Raw genomic sequence first — 19,736 nt, forward strand, 5'->3', positions numbered from 1 at the left:
ATTTTAGTGCTACAATGAATTAGCTCGATCGAACAAAGTAACAGTAAAATAGCAATTTCTCCCCAACCATGAACAAGATTGTTGTAGGCCTCTCCGGCGGGGTCGATAGTTCCGCAGCAGCCGCAATTTTACACCATCAGGGATATGAAGTGGTGGGTTTAACGCTGTGGTTGATGAAGGGCAAAGGTCAGTGCTGCTCTGAGGGAATGGTCGATGCAGCTAAAATTTGCGAAGATTTGGGCGTTCCCCACCACATTGTTGACAGCCGCGAGGTCTTTCAGGCAAGTATTGTCGATTATTTGGTGGAGGGTTACAGTGCAGGAGTTACACCTCTGCCTTGTTCGCAGTGCAATAAAACTGTGAAGTTCGGGCCAATGCTTAAGTATGCTCGCGAAGAACTCGGAATTGAAAAAATCGCTACAGGGCACTACGCTCGGATTACTTACGATGCTGCTACAGGTCGCTATCAGTTGCTGCGGGCGATCGACCCTGCGAAAGATCAGTCTTATTTCTTGTACGATCTAACACAGGATTTGTTGGCGGGTACGGAGTTTCCTTTGGGGGGAATTACCAAGACTGAAACTCGCAGAATTGCGGCGGAATTTGGCTTGAAAACTGCTGATAAGCCGGAAAGTCAGGATTTGTGCTTGGTGGAAAGTAACGGTTCGATGCGGGCTTTTCTGGACAAGTACATTGCGCCGCAAAAGGGTGACATTGTGGACAAGTCTGGGCGGGTGCTCGGACAGCACGACGGCGTACACCACTACACTATCGGTCAGCGGAAGGGACTCGGTATTGCTGCACCGGAACCGCTGTACGTGATTGAACTCGATGCTGCTGGCAATCGGGTAATTGTGGGCGATCGACAGTTGGCAGTAGAATCTGAGTGTACAGTCCAGAAAGTGAATTGGGTTTCTGTGGCTGCTCCGACGGCTCCAATTCGGGCTCAGGTACAGATTCGATATCGATCGCACCCCGTGCCCGCTACTATTATTCCTGTGGAACCATCCCAAGCAGAGGAAAAAGCCGGCGGTACAAGAGTTAAGTTGATTTTTGACGAACCGCAGTTGAGCATTACCCCCGGACAAGCGGCTGTTTGGTATGACGGAGACGTGCTGTTGGGCGGCGGCATCATCGAAAGAAACCAACTCCCAAATTAAGGCAAGGGGCGGGCTAGAAGCCCACCCCACAAGAAACCACCCACCAAAAAACTAACTCTTTGTGGAACAGGCATCTTGCCTGTTCCCAGAAGCTCACCCCACAAGACACTTCCAACAAGAAAATTCACTCTTTGTGGAACAGGCATCTTGCCTGTTCCCAGAAGCCCACAACCAACTTCCCACCAGAAAATTCACTCTTTGTGGAACAGGCCCAAAAGCCTGTCCCAAAATGAAACTTATATTTCATTTCACAGGGGTACATTTACCTAGCTGACTTTTTTTCCAAACGCAAGATATTTCCCCTAGCATTAGTACGGTAAACCCAAGTTTGCCTACCATCAGAAACCACAACCCGCCAACCTTCGACAATCATTTGACCGCAAATTTCATCTGCTTTCGAGAGTCCTAAACAAGTATTCGGCCAACTTTGTCCGCTCGATTCAGTTACTTTCAACTTGTCAGCAGCAATGCCAGTGGAGTCCGACAACTCTCGGCGAACTGCTGTTGCTACGGTTGCGGGCAATTTGTTCGGGGGATTTTGGCGTGTAGCCTCGGCCAAATTGCCCGGTTCGGAAATTAGAGTATTAAGTGCCAATACCGAATAGCTGATTTTTGGGGGCAGCGCTGCTGAGGAAAATTGCTGCGCGGTTTGCTGCTGTTGCTTATCCAACTGGGCAAGGGAATCTTTGAGAGCGCCCGCGTTCGCCGCAGCGGTGTGTCTTAGCGCCGGATACATTTCCCATACCAGAATTCCTGTCAGCACCAAAGCCAAGATTACTGGATTGGGCTGCTTTTGGTCTCGGTTTTTATTCTGGGGAAATTTATTTGTGGAGATTCTTTTCATCATACGCCCTCTGCCTCACTTTACACAATGCGCGATCGCTCCTGAACACTCAACTGCAGATACTTATTTAGGCACTTTTGCTGATGCTGCTAGTTCCTTTGTGCAGAACTAACTTGACTGCTGGTGCGGCCCAAGTATTTCCTACTCGCGGCCGGCAGTTGTGTTTCAGGAAACTTGCACTACCCAGTTATCACTTAATTTTTACTTTTTGTCTCGGGGTATTAAGAAAAATTTATGCTTAAGTAAATATTCTTAAAATCCTCTAATTGTGTCCCACAATCTCAGCACGAATGACTTTTCATCGTTCCAAAACTGCTAAAGGTGTTTTAGACTGTGGTAGGCGAGCTGAGCCGAGGAGATGAAAGGGATGCCACAAAACTTGTTGCAACAGGACGGAAACGCATTATAAACTAAGCTAGCTATCGCTGATTAATTGTATTAGCATTATTGTTTTTTAGAGCGATAGTCCCGGGAAATACTTTAGTAGCAAACGTTAGTTTTTTAGTTCAATATTTTTGAAATCTATCGATTATGAGTAGAAAATCCCTGGGAATCCATTTAATGAATCGGTTGAGCTATCCTCAAAAATTTACCCTAATCGGTTTTCTATTTGCAATACCGTTAACCTTAGTCATGTACCTGCTGATTTCAGAAATTAATAGCAGGGTTGATTTTGCCCAAAAAGAAATATACGGTAATGAATACCTGCGCCCGCTCCGCCAGTTGAGGCAATACATACCTAAACTTCAACTGTTAAATTATCAGCCTTTAAATACAAATTTAAGCCCGCAAGATACGATAGCAGATTTAGAAGGTAAGATTGACGCGAACTTTCAATCCCTGGTATATACAGACCGTCAGTTAGGAAAAGAATTAGTTTCTAGCGAGTATTTTAATAAAATCTATCACACTTGGCAAAAGTTTAAACTTCGTCGCAGCCATTGGAGTAGAGAAACTTACGATTTTGTATGCCAAAGTTTAACAGAAGATATTAATAGATTGAGCGCTCACGTCGGCGATATTTCCAATCTCATATTAGACCCTGATTTAGATACCTATTATTTAATGGATGCAACTTTGCTGAAGATTCCAGAAATGCAAAAAATTTTATCAGAAATTAGACTACTTTCTCAAAAAAACAGCTTGCTTTCCTATGCCAAACCTGAAACAAGAGCAAAACTGATTACTTTGGCTGGCAAATTGAGAGAACTTAATCATGATTTAGCAATCAATATGGAGGTAGGATTTAGCAATAATCGTCACGGGAATCTGCGATCGAAATTAAGCGATAAATTGACAAAATTTAACTCGGTAGTAGATCTGCTAACCGCGCAACTAGATAAACTGATTAATCCCACAGCCTTAGTGGAATATTATGCCTATCTTGATGGAAGCGATAGAGTTCTGGATTCGAGTTTTGAACTATGGGACGAAACTTCTAAGGAATTAGACTTCTTACTGCACAAACGTATTGAGAGTTTTGTTACAAAAAAACTTTTTATTTCGGTTTTGGTGTTAATAACTTTACTAATAGTTATTTATTTATTTGTAGCTTTTTACAGAAGCGTTATGCAAACAGTATTTGTCCTAGACGAAGCCTCAAAAAAGATGGCAAGTGGCAATGTCGATCACAAAATTATTTTGGATAACAGAGATGAACTGGGGCAAGTTGTGGCTGCGTTTAACAAAATTGCCGATGCCTTAGTTGCTGCTAATCAAGAAATTACTGTTCTCAACGATCGCTTAAAAGCTGAAAATCTCCGAATGAGCGCAGAACTAGACGTTACTCGCAAGATTCAGCAGATGCTGCTGCCGAAAGACCGAGAACTCAAGGAAGTTATGGGCTTAGATATTGCGGGATTTATGGAAGCTGCCGATGAAGTAGGCGGCGACTATTACGACGTACTCCAGCACAAAGGTAGAGTGATAATTGGCATTGGCGACGTGACGGGACATGGATTGGAGAGCGGCGTTGTAATGATTATGGTTCAAACGGCCGTCCGAACTTTGCTTGCTTACAATGAATCAGACCCGGTTAAATTTTTCAGCGCTATTAACAGTGTAATTTACGATAACATCCAGCGGATGAAATGCGACAGAAACGCTAGCCTTGCCTTGCTCGACTATCAGCAGGGAATGCTGAAGTTGAGCGGCCAGCACGAAGAAATGATTGTAGTGCGATCTAACGGTTGTGTAGAGCGGTTTGATACGATCGATTTGGGTTTCCCGATCGGACTGGATGCAGATATTGCTGAATTCGTTGCTGAAACAATTGTGCACTTGTATTCAGGAGATGTGGTAGTGCTGTACACTGACGGGATTACGGAAGCTAAAAATATGGATAAACTGCTTTATGGTTTAGAGCGGTTAATTAAGGTAATAGAGATTAATTCGCAGCGTTCGGCTGCCGAAATCAGGCAGGCTGTAATTAACGACGTGCGATCGCACATCGGCGAACAAAAAGTTTTTGATGACATCACATTGCTGGTACTCAAACAAAAATAACTACTTGGATATCCCTTCTAAAGTTTAAAATATATTTAGTGAGACCCCTCATCTCAAACTTTAGCTCTTACACCGATATGACCCAGATTTTCGGCGATTTCATCGAGCAGCCCGCTAGCCAAGAATACTTAATAATTGGATTTTCTCCGAGTTCGGTTCCTCTCAAGCAGCGGTGGCGGAACAACGGTTTGTCGGCGGATTTTCTGGCTGACTACCTGACGACTTTTTTTCCGCGCCACGAAGACGAGCCCTCGACAATTGAAAGACAAGCTGAAATAAAAAGCGCTGTTAGCTACATTGCCAACGAGTTATTAGAAAATGCCATGAAGTTTAATGATGAAACCTCGGAGTACCCGATCGATATTAAACTGCAATTAGAGAGCGACGGTGTGATTTTCTCAGTTGCTAACAGCATCTCTCCGCAAGCTGTGGACAAGTTTCAGGCTTATATTCAGCAGTTGCTGTCCTCGGAGCCAAGCGAACTTTACATTCAGCGGCTGGAAAAAAATGCTGCTGACGAAAGCTGTACCAATTCTGGATTGGGTTTGTTGACCATGCTCACCGATTATACTGCTAAACTTGGCTGGAAATTCCAGACCGTGCACCAAGACCCGGAAGTAATTGCGGTGACAACTATGGTGCAATTAACAGTATAAGCAACGCTGGCGATCGATAATATCTAAGGGACTTTTTTTTGTGGCTATGGAAATTAATACACGAGATTACCAGATCTGTTACGATCCAGCAACGGCAACCGTGAGTTTTCTTGGATCTCTAAGGCTGAGCGGGCCTGCAGAGTACACGCCGATAGCGGAGTTGCTGGCGAAGGTTGCCGACGTGGAACCGATGAAAATTACCCTAAATTTGCAGCAGTTAGAATTTTTGAACAGTTCTGGCATCAATATGCTATCGAAGTTTATTATCGAGGTTCGGAAAACAGCCAGGGTGCAAATGGCGGTACAAGGTTCTCAAAGCATAGCTTGGCACGGTAAATCTTTGAAGAATTTCCAGCGCCTGATGCCTGGTTTGGAGTTGGAATTTTTCTAGAAACACGATTACTTTTAGGGTGCGAGCTGTTGAGCAATTTTTTGTTAGTCGAGGCGCCAATTCTCGAGTTATGCTGGAAGAACAACCATCTAGAGAACAGCTACTTTTAGAGATAGAAAGATTGCGCCAGCAAGTGGAAGACTTGAAGGAGGAAAAAGCGGATCTGGAAATCTTGCTGGAAACTACTGCTGAACATTCCGATACGGTGGAAACTGAGTTGCGATCTCGTGCATTCGAGGCGGTGCGCGAAGGCGAAGTCAAGCTGGCTCAATTTCTCGAAGCGATTCCCATAGGTGTGCTCGTGCTGGATTCTCAAGGCAGACCTTACTACGTAAATCAGGCCGGACAGCAGTTACTCGGTCAAGGAGTTTTGCCATTAAATGCAGTTGAGGATTTGTCAGAAAGTTATCAAATTTATATTGCGGGAACTGACACTATTTACCCTTTCGAGAATTTGCCGATCGTCCGAGCTTTGAGGGGCGAAAACGCGACGGCTGAGGATTTGGAAATTCATCAACCCCACAAGAAAGTTCCCCTTGAGATTTGGGGAACGCCAATTTTTGACGAGGCTGGCAAAGTTGCTTTTGCGATCGCAGTTTTTCAAGATGTCACGGAACGCAAAGAAGCTGAAGCCGATCGCCATTTATTTATTAAGAAACTATTTGACCTTAATCAAAATTTAGAAAAATCCCTGGATGCCGAATCAGAGTTAACTGATGCCTACGGTAGATTTGTGCCTCACCAATTTCTAAATTTGTTGGGATATGAAAGTATTATAGATGTCAATTTAGGCGACCAAGTGCAGCAGGAAATGTCGGTGCTATTTTCGGATATTCGCGATTTCACGACGCTTTCAGAAACTATGACTCCCCAACAAAATTTTAAATTTATCAATGCCTATCTTTCGCGGATGGAGCCTGCCATTACTAGCAATAACGGGTTTATTGACAAATACATCGGCGATGCAATTATGGCTTTGTTTAGTGACTTTGCAGATGATGCAGTGAAAGCGGGTATTGCAATGCTAAATCTCCTAAAAAATTACAACGAATACCGTCAAGGCGTCGGCTACATCCCGATTCAAATTGGAATTGGCATCAATTCGGGTTCTTTGATGCTGGGGACAGTCGGGGGTAAAAGCCGAATGGACAGCACTGTGATTAGCGATGCTGTTAATCTAGCATCTCGCATTGAAGGATTGACCAAAGATTACGGCGTACCTCTGTTAATTTCTCAGCAGACTTTGGAACGGTTGCGAAATCCGAACGATTATGCTATTAGGATTGTAGATAAAGTACAGGTAAAAGGAAAATCTCAATATGTCGTAGTCTATGAGGTATTTGATGCAGATCCGCCGGAAATTCTGTCGGCCAAGCTAGCAAATTTGCCTGTATATAATGAAGCTATGTTACTGTGCGATCGCAAGGATTTCCGAGAAGCGGGGAAATTGTTTGAAGAATGTTTGCGGACAAATCCGAGCGATCGGGTAGCTCGCATTTACTTGAAACGCTGTCGGGATTGGCGATCGCTCCTCAAAGGAATTTAAAGCAAGTTAGTCGATTTTAGATTCATTCCACGGAGGAATCTGGGACATTGAAGTTTGGTCTAAAATTTTCAACTGCTCACAACTCCTGTCGGAAAGCAAATATCCGTTGTTGGGCGGAGTCATGAATCATCAATCATATCAAATCCGGTTACATCCGAATAATATAACTAACAGTCGCCAAGGCTGTTAGGACAGATACTAGAGATAGTCCCTCGTCTTGATAATGTTCAATCCGCTCATGGCCAAACTCTACAGTTATGACTTGCGTCACCAAGTCATCCCAGGCCCGAGAGCTTTCTGGGATGAAGAAAACAGAAGCCTATCGCGTGTTTAAAATCAGCCACAACACCATCAAAAATAGAACTTTTAGGAAAAGCATAAACCCGAGAGTTTCAAGCAAAGCCAAACCGTCCCCGGTAATAGACGCGCGTTTGTAAGCTGAAGCGTTTATATGTTCAAGCCGCAACAACTAAAACCTATCTTGAGAGAGATGACTGACCTCCGGGCTCTGTCAAAGGTGTAAAATATAAAAAGCTTTATTGTTAATTCTGAGACCTCTCAAAAAAATAGAACGGCTGAGGGCGGAACAAGCAGCGATCGATAATTGGGGGCGAGAACTGGGGCAAGCGCTGAAGCTGTCTCAGAAAAAGTTGGCGGATGAATGAGGGATGACCATTCCCACGATTAATCGTTGGGAAAACGGACACGCTACCCGTTCTCGCTGGACACTCAAGCAAATTTACATCTTGCTGGATGAGTTAGGTAATTCGCCAGATGCAACGCTTCGCGAATACATTAAGGCGCTCCGAGCAAGATATTTTTCGGATAAGGAGTACAAAGGGTGAGTTTAGAGGGAATCAACAGCATTTTCAGAGTTCGACTATTTCCCTATGGTGTGGCGACCCTCTCTGTGGCTCTGGCACTGGGGCTAACGAGATCGCTTTTACCGTGGATCTACCCAACCACGACGCCCCTGTTTTTCATCGCGGTGATAGTGAGTACCTGGTATGGCAGTTTCGGGGCCGGATTGCTGGCAACAATTTTATCCACGCTGGCAATCAACTATTTTTTTATTGAGCCGTTCTATTCGTTACAGAGCGCTAATCTACAGACAATAGTTCGGTTGGGTATGTTTTCGATCGCGGCAGGATTGATCGCTTCACTCAATCTATCCTGGCGCACTGCTATAAAAAACACGAAAGCAGCCTTGCAAAATTTACAGCAGGCAATGGAACTAGAACAACAGATGCAGGGCGAAGCAGCACAAGCTGCGGTGACTGAGGCAAAAGAACAGCTAGAAACGGTACTTTCTAGCATCAACGATGGGTTTTACATCCTCGATCGCGATTGGCGCTACACCTATGCCAACGATCGCTACTGTGAAATGGTTGGAATGCCGCGGTCAGCGATTCTGGGTCAGAACGTTTGGGAGCTATTTCCCGCTGCCGTTGACACCGATGCTTATGTGCAGTTTCATCGGGCAATGCGCGAACAAAAGCCGCTCCAGTTTGATTATCTCTACTCTCCTTGGAATGGTTGGCACGACCATCGAATTTACCCTTCGCCCAGTGGACTGACCGTTTTGCTTGCTGACATCACCGATCGCAAACAGGCGGAACTCATCCTAATCGAGCAGAAACGACTGCTGGAGTCGATCGCATTCGGACAGCCACTAGACGACTGTCTGGCAGCCGTGTGTGGCTCAGTATCCAGGCTAAATCCGGGTACCCGCGCCTGCTTCCTGCTAGCCGACGATCGGCGACTGACGTTTAACGCTTCCATTAGTCCAGACTTTCCACCGTCTTTTGGTGAAGGACTCAAGGATGCTCCGATTAACGATTTGTGCATTGGAACCTGCGGCGAAGCAGTGTATTGCGGTCAGCCCGTGACCTGCGCCGACATTGCCAACGACGATCGCTGGTCGCAAGCATGGCGAAATTTATGCGTGGCTCATGGCATTCTAGGGTGTCATTCTCAGCCCGTGATCGGGCAGGACAATGTAGCTATGGGGTCGCTGATGCTTTGCTTTAGCGAGACGCGGAGGCCGACGGATTGGGAATATAAACTCGCCGAGTTCGGCACGCAAGTTGCCAGCATCGCCTTCGAGCGCGATCGATCGTTCCAGGCGTTGCGTGAGAGCGAAGAACAGCTCCGACTGGCTTCCGAAGGCGGAAATTTGGGTTTGTGGTATTGGGATATAGAAACAGACACGCTGAGTTGTACGGATAGAGCCAAAGCGATGTTTGGTTTACCCGTGGATAAGGCAATGTCGGTGCAGGTGTTTTTAGAAGCCGTGCATCACGACGATCGCCCATTCGTTCACACCGTACTCACTGAGCTAAAAGCGAATCAAGCGCATACTGAAATAGAATATCGGACGCTGTGGGCAGATGGCACCGTTCGTTGGATTTTGGCAAAGGGCGATTGCGCCTACAACGCTGAGGGAATCATAATTTCGACGCGGGGCGTATTGATCGACATCAGCGATCGCAAACAAGCCGAAGAAGCGTTGCGTCAAAGCGAAGAGCAGAGTCGGAACATTCTGGAAAGCATTGATGATGGATTCTTTTCCCTGGATGAGAATTGGCGTTTCACTTACGTGAATCGGTCAGCGGAACTTCTGCTAGACCGCACTTCGGGCGATCTGATTGGGAAGAGTTTGTGGGAAGAATTTCCCGGATTCGATGGTAGCGAGTTTGAGCGGGTTTATCGGCGCGTGGCCAACGAGCGCGTGGCTTTATCAGTCACGGCGTTTTATCCCGACCACGATCGGTGGTATGACGTTCGCACCTACCCTGCCGCGAACGGGATTACCATTTATTTCCGAAATGTTACCGATCGAAAACTTGCCGAGGAGGTATTGCAACAACGAGAAGCAGAACTTCGTTTAGTTACCAATGCCGTGCCTGCCTTGATCACCTTTGTAGACTCAGACCAATGCTACCGCTTCAACAATCGAGCATATGAAGAATGGTTTGGACATCCGGCAGCGGAAATCTTTGGCAAGCACCTCCGAGAGGTTTTAGGCGAAACTGCCTATGAAGGGATTCGTCCTTATGTTGAGCAAGTCTTGGCAGGAGAGGAAGTGACCTTTGAAACCCAAATTCCCTACAAAAATGGTGTAACCCGTTATGTCAATGCAACCTATGTTCCCCGCTTCAATAGCCAGGGAAAAGTTGAAGGGTTTGTAGCACTGGTCAACGATATCACCGATCGCAAACAAGCCGAAGCCACACTACGGGAGAGTGAGGAAAGGTTCCGGCTGATGGCAGATGCTGCCCCTGTGCAGATTTGGATGGCTGGCACCGATAAACTCTGTTATTACTTCAACCTCCCGTGGCTAAACTTTACGGGACGGACGATCGAACAAGAAAGGGACAATGGTTGGACACAAGGAGTCCACCCCGACGACCTCGATCGGTGTTTACACACCTATGTGACTGCCTTTGATGCCCGTCAACCGTTCAAGATGGAATATCGTTTGAAACGCTTTGATGGCATATACCGTTGGATTATGGATGAAGCTGTTCCTCGGTACGGATGGGAAGGTGAGTTCTTGGGCTACATAGGCTCTTGTGTTGATATTGAAGACCACAAACAAGCTGAGGAATCCCTGCGCCAGAGTGAATCCCGCCTCCGTCTGATCTTTGAAAGCGCCAAAGATTATGCCATCTTCACCCTCGACCTTAACGGCATCATTGCCAGTTGGAACTCAGGGGCAGAAAGGTTGTTGGGCTATACCGAGACAGAAGCAATTGGTTGCTCGATTCGGATGATCTTCACGCCCGAAGATAACGAACAAGGACAAGCCGAGTGCGAGAGGCAAACGGCTCTACTGCAAGGACGGGCCGAAGACGAACGCTGGCACGTCCGCAAAGATGGGAATCGCTTTTGGGCCAGTGGATTGATGATGCCCCTGCTTAATGAAGCCGATTGTCCGCAGGGATTTGTCAAAATCATGCAGGACAAGACCGCACAACGGCAAGCAAGTGAGCGGCTGCAATTGCTTTATGAAACTACCCGCGATCTGTTGAAGACAGAACAGCCTCTGGCTTTGATGCACGCGCTATTCCGCAAACTTTCAGTGCAACTCGATCTGCACTGTTACTACAACTTCATGGTGGAAGAAAAAGACAACCGCCTGATGCTGCATTTGAGAAACTACGACGGCCTCTCTGAAGAAAGGGTGCAGGCGATCGCATGGATCGAATTAGGTGAATATCTCTGTGGAGTCGTTGCCCAAACGCAGCAGCAACTAATCTTGAATCAAGCCCAAATTTCCACTCATCCAAATGCTAAAGCCCTCTTTGAAATGGGCATCACGGCTTACGCGGGTCAACCGTTAATCGCTCAAGGGCGGTTATTAGGAACGCTCTCATTTGCCAGTCGGACTCGGACGCACTTCACGCCTGCAGAAATCGAGCTGCTGCGATCGACCTGTGACCAAATCGCGATCGCTCTGGAACGGGCAAGCCTGAACGATTCACTCCAGCAGCAAGCGGAACAGCTAAAACAGGCAAATCGGATCAAGGATGAGTTTTTAGCGGTACTATCCCATGAATTGCGATCGCCCCTCAATCCCATCCTGGGCTGGTCAAAGCTGCTGCAAACTGGCAAGCTGGATGCGGCGAAAACTGCACAGGCGTTAGCGACGATCGAACGCAACGCCAGGCTGCAAAGTGAACTGATTGAAGATTTGCTCGATGTCTCGAAAATTCTTCAAGGCAAGCTCAGTCTTAATATGCGTCCAGTCGATTTAGCTTTAACGGTGGAATCGGCGATCGAAACCGTCAATTTGGCTTCAGTTGCCAAATCCATTGATATTCGGACTGTGTTAGATCCTCAGGTGGGACAGATTTTGGGGGATTCGGGCCGTTTGCAGCAGATTGTTTGGAATCTTGTTTCTAATGCGGTCAAATTCACCTCAGCCGGAGGGCGCGTTGAGGTGAATTTGACTCGTGTTGGCAATCACGCTCAAATTACGGTGGCGGATACAGGGATTGGCATCGCGCGCGAGTTTTTACCCTACGTGTTTGACTACTTCCGGCAAAAAGATGGCGCCACAACCCGCAATTTTGGTGGCTTGGGATTGGGGCTGGCGATCGTGCGCCATCTAGTCGAACTGCACGGCGGCACCGTTGTCGCAGATAGCCCGGGTGAAGGGCTAGGAGCTACCTTTACCGTAAGACTGCCCCTATCAGGGAAGGTAAAGGGACAAGAAAACTCTCTTGCAGGACTTTCGGAACGATCGACTGCGGATGAACCGTTATCCGGGATGCGGATACTGGTTGTAGATGATGAGCCGGATATGCGAGACTTGATTTCCTTTTTGCTAGAAGATGCAGGTGCAGAGGTACTGACTGTTGCTGTCCCTCAAGAAGCCATCACAGCGTTGACTAATGTCCAGCCCGATGTCCTGTTGAGCGACATTGGAATGCCGGGGATGGATGGCTATATGCTGTTGCGGCAAGTGCGAGCCCTGCCGCCAGAACGGGGTGGGCTGATTCCCGCGATCGCCCTGACTGCCTATGCGGGCGAGTTTAATAAACAGCAAGCTTTGCAAGCTGGATTCCACCGACATCTGGCAAAGCCGATCGCACCGGATGAATTAATTAAGACGATCGTCGCACTTCTTAGCAAGAACACTCATGACCCAGCCAGCTATAAAAATTGAACCCAAGGAGCTCAAACCGATCGAACATCACCAAGCTTTTAAGTTGCTGTGGTTAGGCAGCGATATTTGTATTGCACGAGAATCTACAAATAAATCCGGTTTCTAGTCTAACAGTGCGTAAGTCCTGATAATATAATCAATAATTTGGAGTGTCAAAAAAAGACGATGGGAATTAACAAGCAGCAGCCTAGAATACGTATAAAACCTTCAGTGATTAAAGCAATAGCTCTGTTCTTTCTATGCTGCTTTTTAACTGCAAGTTGCGGACAGGGGCCACGTAGATCGGTGACTGCGAGCGGCGAAAATGCTAATAACCGCGTTACTATTGGCACAACCTTGAAATTGCGGACGATCGACCCTGCGGACGGTTACGAAACCTTATCAGGACAATTGCTGCGAAATTTGGGCGACACTCTCTACACCTACGAGTCGGGAACTACAAAGTTAATCCCCCACTTAGCCACAGCAATGCCAAAAGTTAGCCAAGACGGATTGACATATACAATCCCCTTGCGTCAAGGAGTTATTTTTCACGACGACACACCGTTTAACGCCGCAGCAATGGAATTTTCCTTGCAGCGGTTTATCCAAAATGGCGGCAGTCCGGCTTTGTTGTTAAGCGATGCAGTGGAATCGGTGAAAGCGACGGGCGAATACGAATTAACTTTTCAACTCAAAAAGCCTTTTGCTGCTTTTCCTTCCCTGTTGACATTTTCCGGTATGTGTGCCGTTTCTCCAAAAGCTTACGAGATTGGGCAGGGTAAATTTAAACCCGATACCTTTGTGGGAACTGGACGTTACAAGCTGGCGAAGTACGGCAGCGATTCTCTCAAGTTTGACGTGTTTGACAAGTATTGGGGGGAAAAGCCGGTTAATCAAGGAATTGACATTTTGCTGCTTTCTAGTTCGTCAAATTTGTTCAATACTTTTCAGACTGGTGCAGTCGATGTGGCTTATTTGTCTCTGGATGCAGACCAAGTTCGCAGCTTGGACGAAGGAGCAAAAAAAGGGAAATGGCAGGAAATCGCGGGGGAAAGCAGTACGGTTAATTACATGACGCTGAATATGCAGTCTAAACCGCTGGATAAGTTAGAAGTGAGACAAGCGATCGCATCAGTGATGGATCGCCCCCTGATTAACGAGCGCGTACTGCAGGGACAAGCACAACCGCTTTACAGTCTGATTCCCACAACCTTGGACGTTCAAAAACCAGTTTTCAAAGAACTGTACGGCGACGCCAACACGGCAAAAGCCAAGGAACTTTTAACGAAAGCGGGATACTCGGCTACAAATCCTTTTGTTCTGCCAATTTGGTATGCTTCGGCTTCCAGAAAAAGAGCTTTAGTCGCCAGTACGATCGAGGCGCAAACTAAACTCAAAATGGACGGGATAATGCAGGTAGAAATTAACAGCGTTGAATCTCCGACTTTGTTTCAAAACATAGAGAAGGGAATTTATCCTGCGGTTTTAGTGGATTGGTCCGCCGACTTTTTTGACGCTGACAATTACATTCAGCCGTTTTTAGATTGTGCCACAGGTTCGGAGGCTGGGGGCTGCTCCAAGGGTGCAAGTCAAAGTCAGGGTTCGTTTTATTATAGCGATCGGGTAAATCAACTGATCGACCAGCAGCGCAAAGAAACAAACCCTGAAACCCGCAAAGGCATATTTGCCGAAATTCAAGACATACTGGGTAAAGATGTACCTTTCATCCCTCTTTGGCAGGATAAGGACTATACATTTGCTCAGAACACCATCGCTGGGGTTCGTCTCGAACCGACGCAATCTTTTCCTTTTTGGTTCCTGAAGAAGCAATAATTCGTTACAATAATTTGGGGGAGTTGAAACGTCAATAATTATTGCATATTTTGTACACAACAGGGTGATGATTGTCACAGTTTCTCAAAGAGACTGATCACCCTAACCTCTTTAATAATGTGGGATATTATTAAAAGAGAGATTTTGCTGAGGGTGGGTATATGAAACTTGGAATTTTAACAACAACAGGGCTGCTGATTGCGATGGGCTGGGCCTCGGGAGTAAAGGCAGAAAACGTATCCCACGTCAAGCAACTATTAGAAACTAAAAAATGTAGCCAATGTGACTTGACGGGAGCGCAACTTGCTGGTATTAATCTGAGCGGGGCAGATTTGAGCGGTGCGAATCTCAGAGGTGCAAATTTGAACGGTGCAAATTTGGACGAAGCCAAACTGAACGAAGCCAATCTGAAACAAGCTAAATTGCAAGGTGCGAGTTTAATTGCGGCTAAAATGCACGGGGCTAATTTGGAGGGTGCGGATTTGAGCCGTGCTAATCTAAGTATGGCGGGTTTAGTGATTGCGAGTTTGAAAAATACCAACCTCACCAGCGCTAATTTAATCGGCGCTAATTTAGAAAGCGCCAATTTGGCGGGTGCAAACCTGAGAAATGCTCGCCAGTCTGTAGCGAATTTAGCGAATGTTAGCCTCAGAGGTGGCAGTTTGTCGGGAATGGAGGTACAGGGAGTCAACTTGCGGGATGCAAATTTGACCAATGCAAATTTGAATGGTGCAAATTTGAACGGTTCGGACTTGACAGGTGCTAATTTAAAGAATGCCAATATGGCAAATGTAGATTTGAAAAACGCTTCTTTGCCGTAGGACGATCGCCAATTGCTATATCAAATTCTGCTTACAAAACTTAATATAATAACGTAGGGGCAATTCTGAAATTGCCCCTACAGTTTTAATTGTAGGATTTATCTTGTTTCCGATCGCTGCGTAGGTCAATCGATTTTAGATTTTAGATTTTAGATTGAAGCATTGACCCCACGTATTAATCCGGGGGCTTGTATCCTGGATGCTTTCGATCATTGTTCGGTGTGCGAAGCTTTTCCCTGGCGTCTGGGATTGCTTCATATTTCGATCTAGGATCAATCTTCCTCGTGACTATCTTGGGCGAAGCGGATAATGTCATCATCGCCGAGGTATTCACCATTTTGGATTTCAATCATCACCAGGGGAATAACGCCTGGATTTTCTACGCGGTGAGCAGTATTCATGGGAACATAGGTTGACTGTTTCTGCATGAGAATCGTCTCTTTGTCGTCGCAGATAACTTTAGCGGTACCGGAGACGACAACCCAGTGTTCGCTGCGGTGATAGTGCATTTGGGTGCTGATGTGATGCCCCGGCTTGACTTCAATGCGATTGATCTTATAACGATCGCCCGCATCTATGACTGTCACTTGACCCCAGTAGCGGGTTTGTGTGCGATCGTCAATTTTTTCGATTGTGTCCACTGTTTCCACCATGCTGTTTATCTCGCTAACGGTGTCTGCAAAAATATCTGTAGTTGAAAGTATAGCAGGGATTAGGTAAGTGCGATCGATTTAAAGATTACTGAATTAGTCGCCACTCGCGAGCATCAACAAATTGCGACAAATGCCCCACATTTGTTGTCGCAATTAACACCTCATTGCCTTCACTGGCCTCCAATATTGGTTGAGCCGCCAAAATCACATCTCCGTCAAGTGCATTGGCTTCTGCGGTTGGTCTTCCTCTCCTTCTCGAATCAGCCCACAACTGAGCTGCTAAAAGCATTACTTCTGTAGTCAAATGACGGTATGTAAGGACTTTCTTGAATAGGTCAAGTTTTCTGATACCTCTATCTTTTCCCGCTCGAATCAATTCTCGCCGCACCTCATAGTCAGCAATTTCAGGCAGGAGTACCATTTCGCCATTTTGTAGTAAGGAGTCTAGCCAAAGTTGGCATTCCAAATAAGGAGGTTTGGCTTGAGGGTTTGTTACCATCCCTAATGGGCCAGAATCCAAAATAATTATTCTGCTCATTGAAACAAGGGTCGATTAGACATCCGATCTTCATTGATGACTTGTTCTAGATATTCCGCAGTTTCTTTTTGCTCTTGTTCATCATCATCTTCTCGCCACGATCGCAATAATTCAATTGCACCTTGATTTCTTTGTATCCGTTCCTCCAGTGACAGTTTAGTAATGTCTATTTGCTCAGATATTTGGGTCTGCTCGGACAAGACTGGCTTTACTGTCACCGTTTCCAGAAATAAGCGCATCATCTGAAGTAAATTCGGCCAATATTCTCTGGGAGTTTGCTGAATTACGCGCAGAAATTCGGCGATGGGCTGGCTTAAGGGGCGATCGCTTTCTTTGTCTTCAACCATAGGAGCTTCGGGCGCGGATTTTACTGTCCCTTGGCTTTCGCTGCTTAAAACGTGTTCTGACATAATTACTTTTTTCCTTTCTCTCATTTACTCATATTATAAACAGAAGGCGGGCCATAGCCCGCCACACTTTTTACTTGCTCAACACACCATCGGGAATCCCCAAAATATCCTCAATTCGAGGCATATCTTCCAAAGCAATCACTCGCCCTTCATCCTCAAAACCAGCAATTTGATCGAAATTCAAATATCGATACAAATCGCCAGCAAAAGGATCGATTCTCTTCGACACAATGTCGTTGTATTCTTCGACTGTAGGAATGCGACCTAACAGCGAACAAACGGCCGCCAATTCCGCCGAACCGAGATAAACTTGTGCATCTTTGCCCATGCGGTTGTTAAAGTTGCGAGTAGAAGTGGAAAAAACCGTTGTCGCATCTTTAACCCGCGCTTGATTGCCCATACAAAGACTGCAACCGGGCATTTCTGTGCGAGCTCCAGCGGCTCCAAAAATGCTGTAGAAACCTTCTTCTTTGAGTTGCTGTTCGTCCATGCGAGTGGGCGGACAAATCCACAGGCGAGTTTTCACTTCCCCTGCACCTTCCAACACCTTCGCAGTGGCGCGGTAGTGACCGATATTTGTCATGCAAGAACCGACAAATACTTCGTCAACCCGATCGCCCGCAACCTCACTCAACAACTTAACATTATCCGGGTCATTGGGGGCAGCCACAATTGGCTCTTTAATCTCGTTCAAATCGATTTCGATGATTTCAACGTATTCCGCGTCAGCATCAGCCTCCAACAGTACCGGATTTGCCAGCCATTCCTCCATCTTCGCTACCCGGCGCATCATCGTCCGCGCATCTTGATAGCCCCGCGCCACCATGTTTTTCAGCAGCGCGACATTGGAACGAATGTACTCGGAAACAGTCTCCACGCTCAGTTTAATCGTGCATCCAGCGCAAGAACGCTCTGCCGTCGCATCGGTCAATTCAAAAGCCTGCTCCACCTTCAAATTCGGCAAACCTTCAATCTCCATAATTCGCCCAGAAAAGATGTTTTTCTTGTTCTGTTTCTCGACGGTTAGCAAACCTTTTTGAATTGCTACATAGGGAATGGCATTCACAACATCCCTGAGCGTTACTCCCGGCTGCAATTCACCTTTAAACCGCACTAAAACCGATTCCGGCATATCCAAAGGCATGACGCCCAAGGCAGCAGCAAAGGCCACCAATCCCGAACCCGCAGGAAAGGAAATTCCCAAAGGAAAACGAGTGTGAGAATCGCCGCCGGTTCCCACTGTATCCGGCAATAACATTCGATTCAGCCAGGAGTGAATAATGCCGTCTCCGGGGCGCAAAGCTATGCCGCCCCGCTGTGAAATGAAATCGGGTAATTCATGGTGAGTTTTGACATCAACTGGTTTCGGATAAGCGGCGGTGTGGCAGAAACTTTGAATTACCAAATCGGCGCTAAATCCCAAACAAGCAAGTTCTTTCAATTCGTCCCGAGTCATCGGCCCGGTGGTATCTTGCGAGCCGACTGTTGTCATGGCTGGTTCGCAAGATGTACCGGGACGAACGCCGGACAAACCGCAAGCTTTGCCTACCATTTTTTGTGCTAAAGTGAAGCCTTTGCCCGTATCTACTGGGATTGTAGGGCGGGTAAAAATAGTGCTAGGTTCTAGTCCTAAAGCTGCGCGGGTTTTGTCGGTTAAAGTGCGTCCAATTAATAGCGGAATTCGACCACCGGCGCGAACTTCGTCTAGAATTGTGTCGGGTTTGAGAGTGAAGGTGGAGATAATTTCTCCGGCTTCGTTAGTGATTTCGCCTTTGTAGGGATGGATGGTAATTACCATTCCTGTTTCCATTTGGGAGACATCACATTCGATCGGCAATGCACCGGAATCTTCAGCGGTATTGAAGAAAATCGGGGCGATCGCACTTCCCAGAATATAACCGCCACTGCGCTTGTTGGGCACAAACGGAATATCATTGCCAATGTGCCACAGCACGGAATTAATCGCTGATTTCCGCGACGAACCGGTACCGACAACATCACCAACATAGGCTACCGGATGGCCTTTTTGCTTCAATTCTGCAATGGTTTGCAAACCCCCAGGCATCTTACTTTCCAGCATCGCCAAAGCGTGCAGGGGAATATCGGGCCGCGTGGTAGCATGAGGTGCTGGCGACAAGTCGTCAGTATTCGTTTCTCCAGGAACTTTGAAGACTGTAACGGTAATCGCTTCTGGCAACACAGGACGACCCGTAAACCACTCGGCATCCGCCCAAGAATCGACTACCTGCTTGGCGTAGGGATTTGTATCCGACAAAGCTATAACGTCGTGGAAAGCGTCGAATACTAACAACGTTTTGCTCAGTGCCCGGGCTGCGGTGGCGGGAATGGCGACCTCGGCAGTGGGGTTGAGCAAATCGATTAAAGATTGGACGTTGTAACCGCCCATCATTGTCCCCAGCAGGTAAACGGCCCATTTGGGAGCAATTAGGGGGCTGTGGATTTCACCTTTAGCAATGCCAGTTAGAAAACCAGCTTTGACGTAGGCGGCGCTGTCTACTCCGGGCGGGACGCGATCGCGCAATAATTCTATTAAGGTTTCTTCTTCTCCAGCCGGCGGATTTTTCAGCAGTTCACACAGTTCCGACGTTTGCTGGGCGTCCAGCGGCAGCGGTGGAATTCCCAAAGCGGCCCGAACGGCCGCGGTACGGCGGTAAGATTCAAGCATTTCTCCTCTCTCCTCGGATAATATTCGGTGGTTGGCA

The 19,736-nt window shown here is 46.8% G+C and carries 15 protein-coding genes; 10 read left to right on the plus strand and 5 right to left on the minus strand.

Going from position 1 to position 19,736, the window contains the following annotated elements; translation table 11 throughout:
* Positions 1 to 68: 68 nt before the first annotated feature.
* Positions 69 to 1,160, plus strand: coding sequence for a tRNA 2-thiouridine(34) synthase MnmA (mnmA, locus tag QUA71_RS00285; protein WP_333280780.1), 1,092 nt, complete (start codon positions 69 to 71; stop codon positions 1,158 to 1,160).
* Between the two features lie 262 nt (positions 1,161 to 1,422).
* Here mnmA and QUA71_RS00290 read toward each other — a convergent pair whose 3' ends face one another.
* Entirely contained in the window at positions 1,423 to 2,007 is a 585-nt protein-coding gene (locus tag QUA71_RS00290; protein ID WP_333280782.1) for a hypothetical protein, read from the minus strand.
* Between the two features lie 528 nt (positions 2,008 to 2,535).
* Between QUA71_RS00290 and QUA71_RS00295 the strand changes: the two genes are divergently transcribed.
* From QUA71_RS00295 to QUA71_RS00335, 9 genes are all read left to right on the plus strand, one after another.
* Positions 2,536 to 4,509 carry a PP2C family protein-serine/threonine phosphatase gene (locus tag QUA71_RS00295; protein WP_333280785.1) on the plus strand — a complete coding sequence of 658 codons (1,974 nt, stop codon included), beginning with the start codon at positions 2,536 to 2,538 and terminating at the stop codon, positions 4,507 to 4,509.
* A gap of 77 nt (positions 4,510 to 4,586) precedes the next feature.
* Positions 4,587 to 5,165, plus strand: coding sequence for a DUF6272 family protein (locus tag QUA71_RS00300; protein WP_333280787.1), 579 nt, complete (start codon positions 4,587 to 4,589; stop codon positions 5,163 to 5,165).
* Positions 5,166 to 5,211: 46 nt separating this feature from the next.
* Positions 5,212 to 5,556 carry a slr1659 superfamily regulator gene (locus QUA71_RS00305; RefSeq protein ID WP_333280790.1) on the plus strand — a complete coding sequence of 115 codons (345 nt, stop codon included), beginning with the start codon at positions 5,212 to 5,214 and terminating at the stop codon, positions 5,554 to 5,556.
* A 70-nt stretch (positions 5,557 to 5,626) separates the two neighbouring features.
* Entirely contained in the window at positions 5,627 to 7,102 is a 1,476-nt protein-coding gene (locus QUA71_RS00310; RefSeq protein ID WP_333280793.1) for an adenylate/guanylate cyclase domain-containing protein, read from the plus strand.
* A gap of 539 nt (positions 7,103 to 7,641) precedes the next feature.
* Positions 7,642 to 7,767 (plus strand): hypothetical protein, encoded by a 126-nt coding sequence (locus QUA71_RS00315; protein ID WP_333280795.1) that lies wholly within the window; start codon positions 7,642 to 7,644, stop codon positions 7,765 to 7,767.
* A gap of 3 nt (positions 7,768 to 7,770) precedes the next feature.
* Positions 7,771 to 7,947, plus strand: coding sequence for a hypothetical protein (locus QUA71_RS00320; RefSeq protein WP_333280798.1), 177 nt, complete (start codon positions 7,771 to 7,773; stop codon positions 7,945 to 7,947).
* Positions 7,944 to 12,776 (plus strand): PAS domain S-box protein, encoded by a 4,833-nt coding sequence (locus QUA71_RS00325; RefSeq protein WP_333280801.1) that lies wholly within the window; start codon positions 7,944 to 7,946, stop codon positions 12,774 to 12,776. The genes QUA71_RS00320 and QUA71_RS00325 overlap by 4 nt, the downstream gene beginning before the upstream one ends.
* 165 nt (positions 12,777 to 12,941) lie before the next feature.
* On the plus strand, positions 12,942 to 14,591 hold the full coding sequence (locus QUA71_RS00330) for an ABC transporter substrate-binding protein (protein WP_333280804.1): 1,650 nt from the start codon (positions 12,942 to 12,944) through the stop codon (positions 14,589 to 14,591).
* Between the two features lie 161 nt (positions 14,592 to 14,752).
* Positions 14,753 to 15,412 (plus strand): pentapeptide repeat-containing protein, encoded by a 660-nt coding sequence (locus tag QUA71_RS00335; protein WP_333280807.1) that lies wholly within the window; start codon positions 14,753 to 14,755, stop codon positions 15,410 to 15,412.
* A gap of 272 nt (positions 15,413 to 15,684) precedes the next feature.
* Here the strand turns inward: QUA71_RS00335 and QUA71_RS00340 are convergent, their stop codons facing one another.
* The 4 genes from QUA71_RS00340 to acnB form a co-directional block, all read right to left on the minus strand.
* Entirely contained in the window at positions 15,685 to 16,065 is a 381-nt protein-coding gene (locus tag QUA71_RS00340; RefSeq protein WP_333165736.1) for a cupin domain-containing protein, read from the minus strand.
* Between the two features lie 85 nt (positions 16,066 to 16,150).
* Complete coding sequence (locus tag QUA71_RS00345) at positions 16,151 to 16,564, minus strand: nucleic acid-binding protein (RefSeq protein ID WP_333280810.1); 414 nt, start codon at positions 16,562 to 16,564, stop codon at positions 16,151 to 16,153.
* A 35-nt stretch (positions 16,565 to 16,599) separates the two neighbouring features.
* Positions 16,600 to 17,013: a hypothetical protein gene (locus QUA71_RS00350; RefSeq protein ID WP_333280812.1), complete on the minus strand. Its 414-nt coding sequence runs from the start codon at positions 17,011 to 17,013 to the stop codon at positions 16,600 to 16,602.
* A 70-nt stretch (positions 17,014 to 17,083) separates the two neighbouring features.
* A complete protein-coding gene (gene acnB, locus QUA71_RS00355; protein ID WP_333280815.1) occupies positions 17,084 to 19,699 on the minus strand; it encodes a bifunctional aconitate hydratase 2/2-methylisocitrate dehydratase in 2,616 nt (871 codons plus the stop codon).
* Positions 19,700 to 19,736: the final 37 nt, after the last annotated feature.

Origin of the sequence: Microcoleus sp. MON1_C5 (assembly GCF_036701875.1) — a bacterium.
In the GTDB taxonomy this organism is placed as follows: domain Bacteria; phylum Cyanobacteriota; class Cyanobacteriia; order Cyanobacteriales; family Microcoleaceae; genus Microcoleus.

Bases quoted from the DNA above. Each gene is read 5' to 3' on its own strand.
- mnmA (WP_333280780.1), top strand. From the start codon at position 69: ATGAACAAGATTGTTGTAGGCCTCTCCGGCGGGGTCGATAGTTCCGCA.
- QUA71_RS00290 (WP_333280782.1), bottom strand. From the start codon at position 2,007: ATGATGAAAAGAATCTCCACAAATAAATTTCCCCAGAATAAAAACCGA.
- QUA71_RS00295 (WP_333280785.1), top strand. From the start codon at position 2,536: ATGAGTAGAAAATCCCTGGGAATCCATTTAATGAATCGGTTGAGCTAT.
- QUA71_RS00300 (WP_333280787.1), top strand. From the start codon at position 4,587: ATGACCCAGATTTTCGGCGATTTCATCGAGCAGCCCGCTAGCCAAGAA.
- QUA71_RS00305 (WP_333280790.1), top strand. From the start codon at position 5,212: ATGGAAATTAATACACGAGATTACCAGATCTGTTACGATCCAGCAACG.
- QUA71_RS00310 (WP_333280793.1), top strand. From the start codon at position 5,627: ATGCTGGAAGAACAACCATCTAGAGAACAGCTACTTTTAGAGATAGAA.
- QUA71_RS00320 (WP_333280798.1), top strand. From the start codon at position 7,771: ATGACCATTCCCACGATTAATCGTTGGGAAAACGGACACGCTACCCGT.
- QUA71_RS00330 (WP_333280804.1), top strand. From the start codon at position 12,942: ATGGGAATTAACAAGCAGCAGCCTAGAATACGTATAAAACCTTCAGTG.
- QUA71_RS00335 (WP_333280807.1), top strand. From the start codon at position 14,753: ATGAAACTTGGAATTTTAACAACAACAGGGCTGCTGATTGCGATGGGC.
- QUA71_RS00340 (WP_333165736.1), bottom strand. From the start codon at position 16,065: ATGGTGGAAACAGTGGACACAATCGAAAAAATTGACGATCGCACACAA.
- QUA71_RS00345 (WP_333280810.1), bottom strand. From the start codon at position 16,564: ATGGTAACAAACCCTCAAGCCAAACCTCCTTATTTGGAATGCCAACTT.
- QUA71_RS00350 (WP_333280812.1), bottom strand. From the start codon at position 17,013: ATGTCAGAACACGTTTTAAGCAGCGAAAGCCAAGGGACAGTAAAATCC.
- acnB (WP_333280815.1), bottom strand. From the start codon at position 19,699: ATGCTTGAATCTTACCGCCGTACCGCGGCCGTTCGGGCCGCTTTGGGA.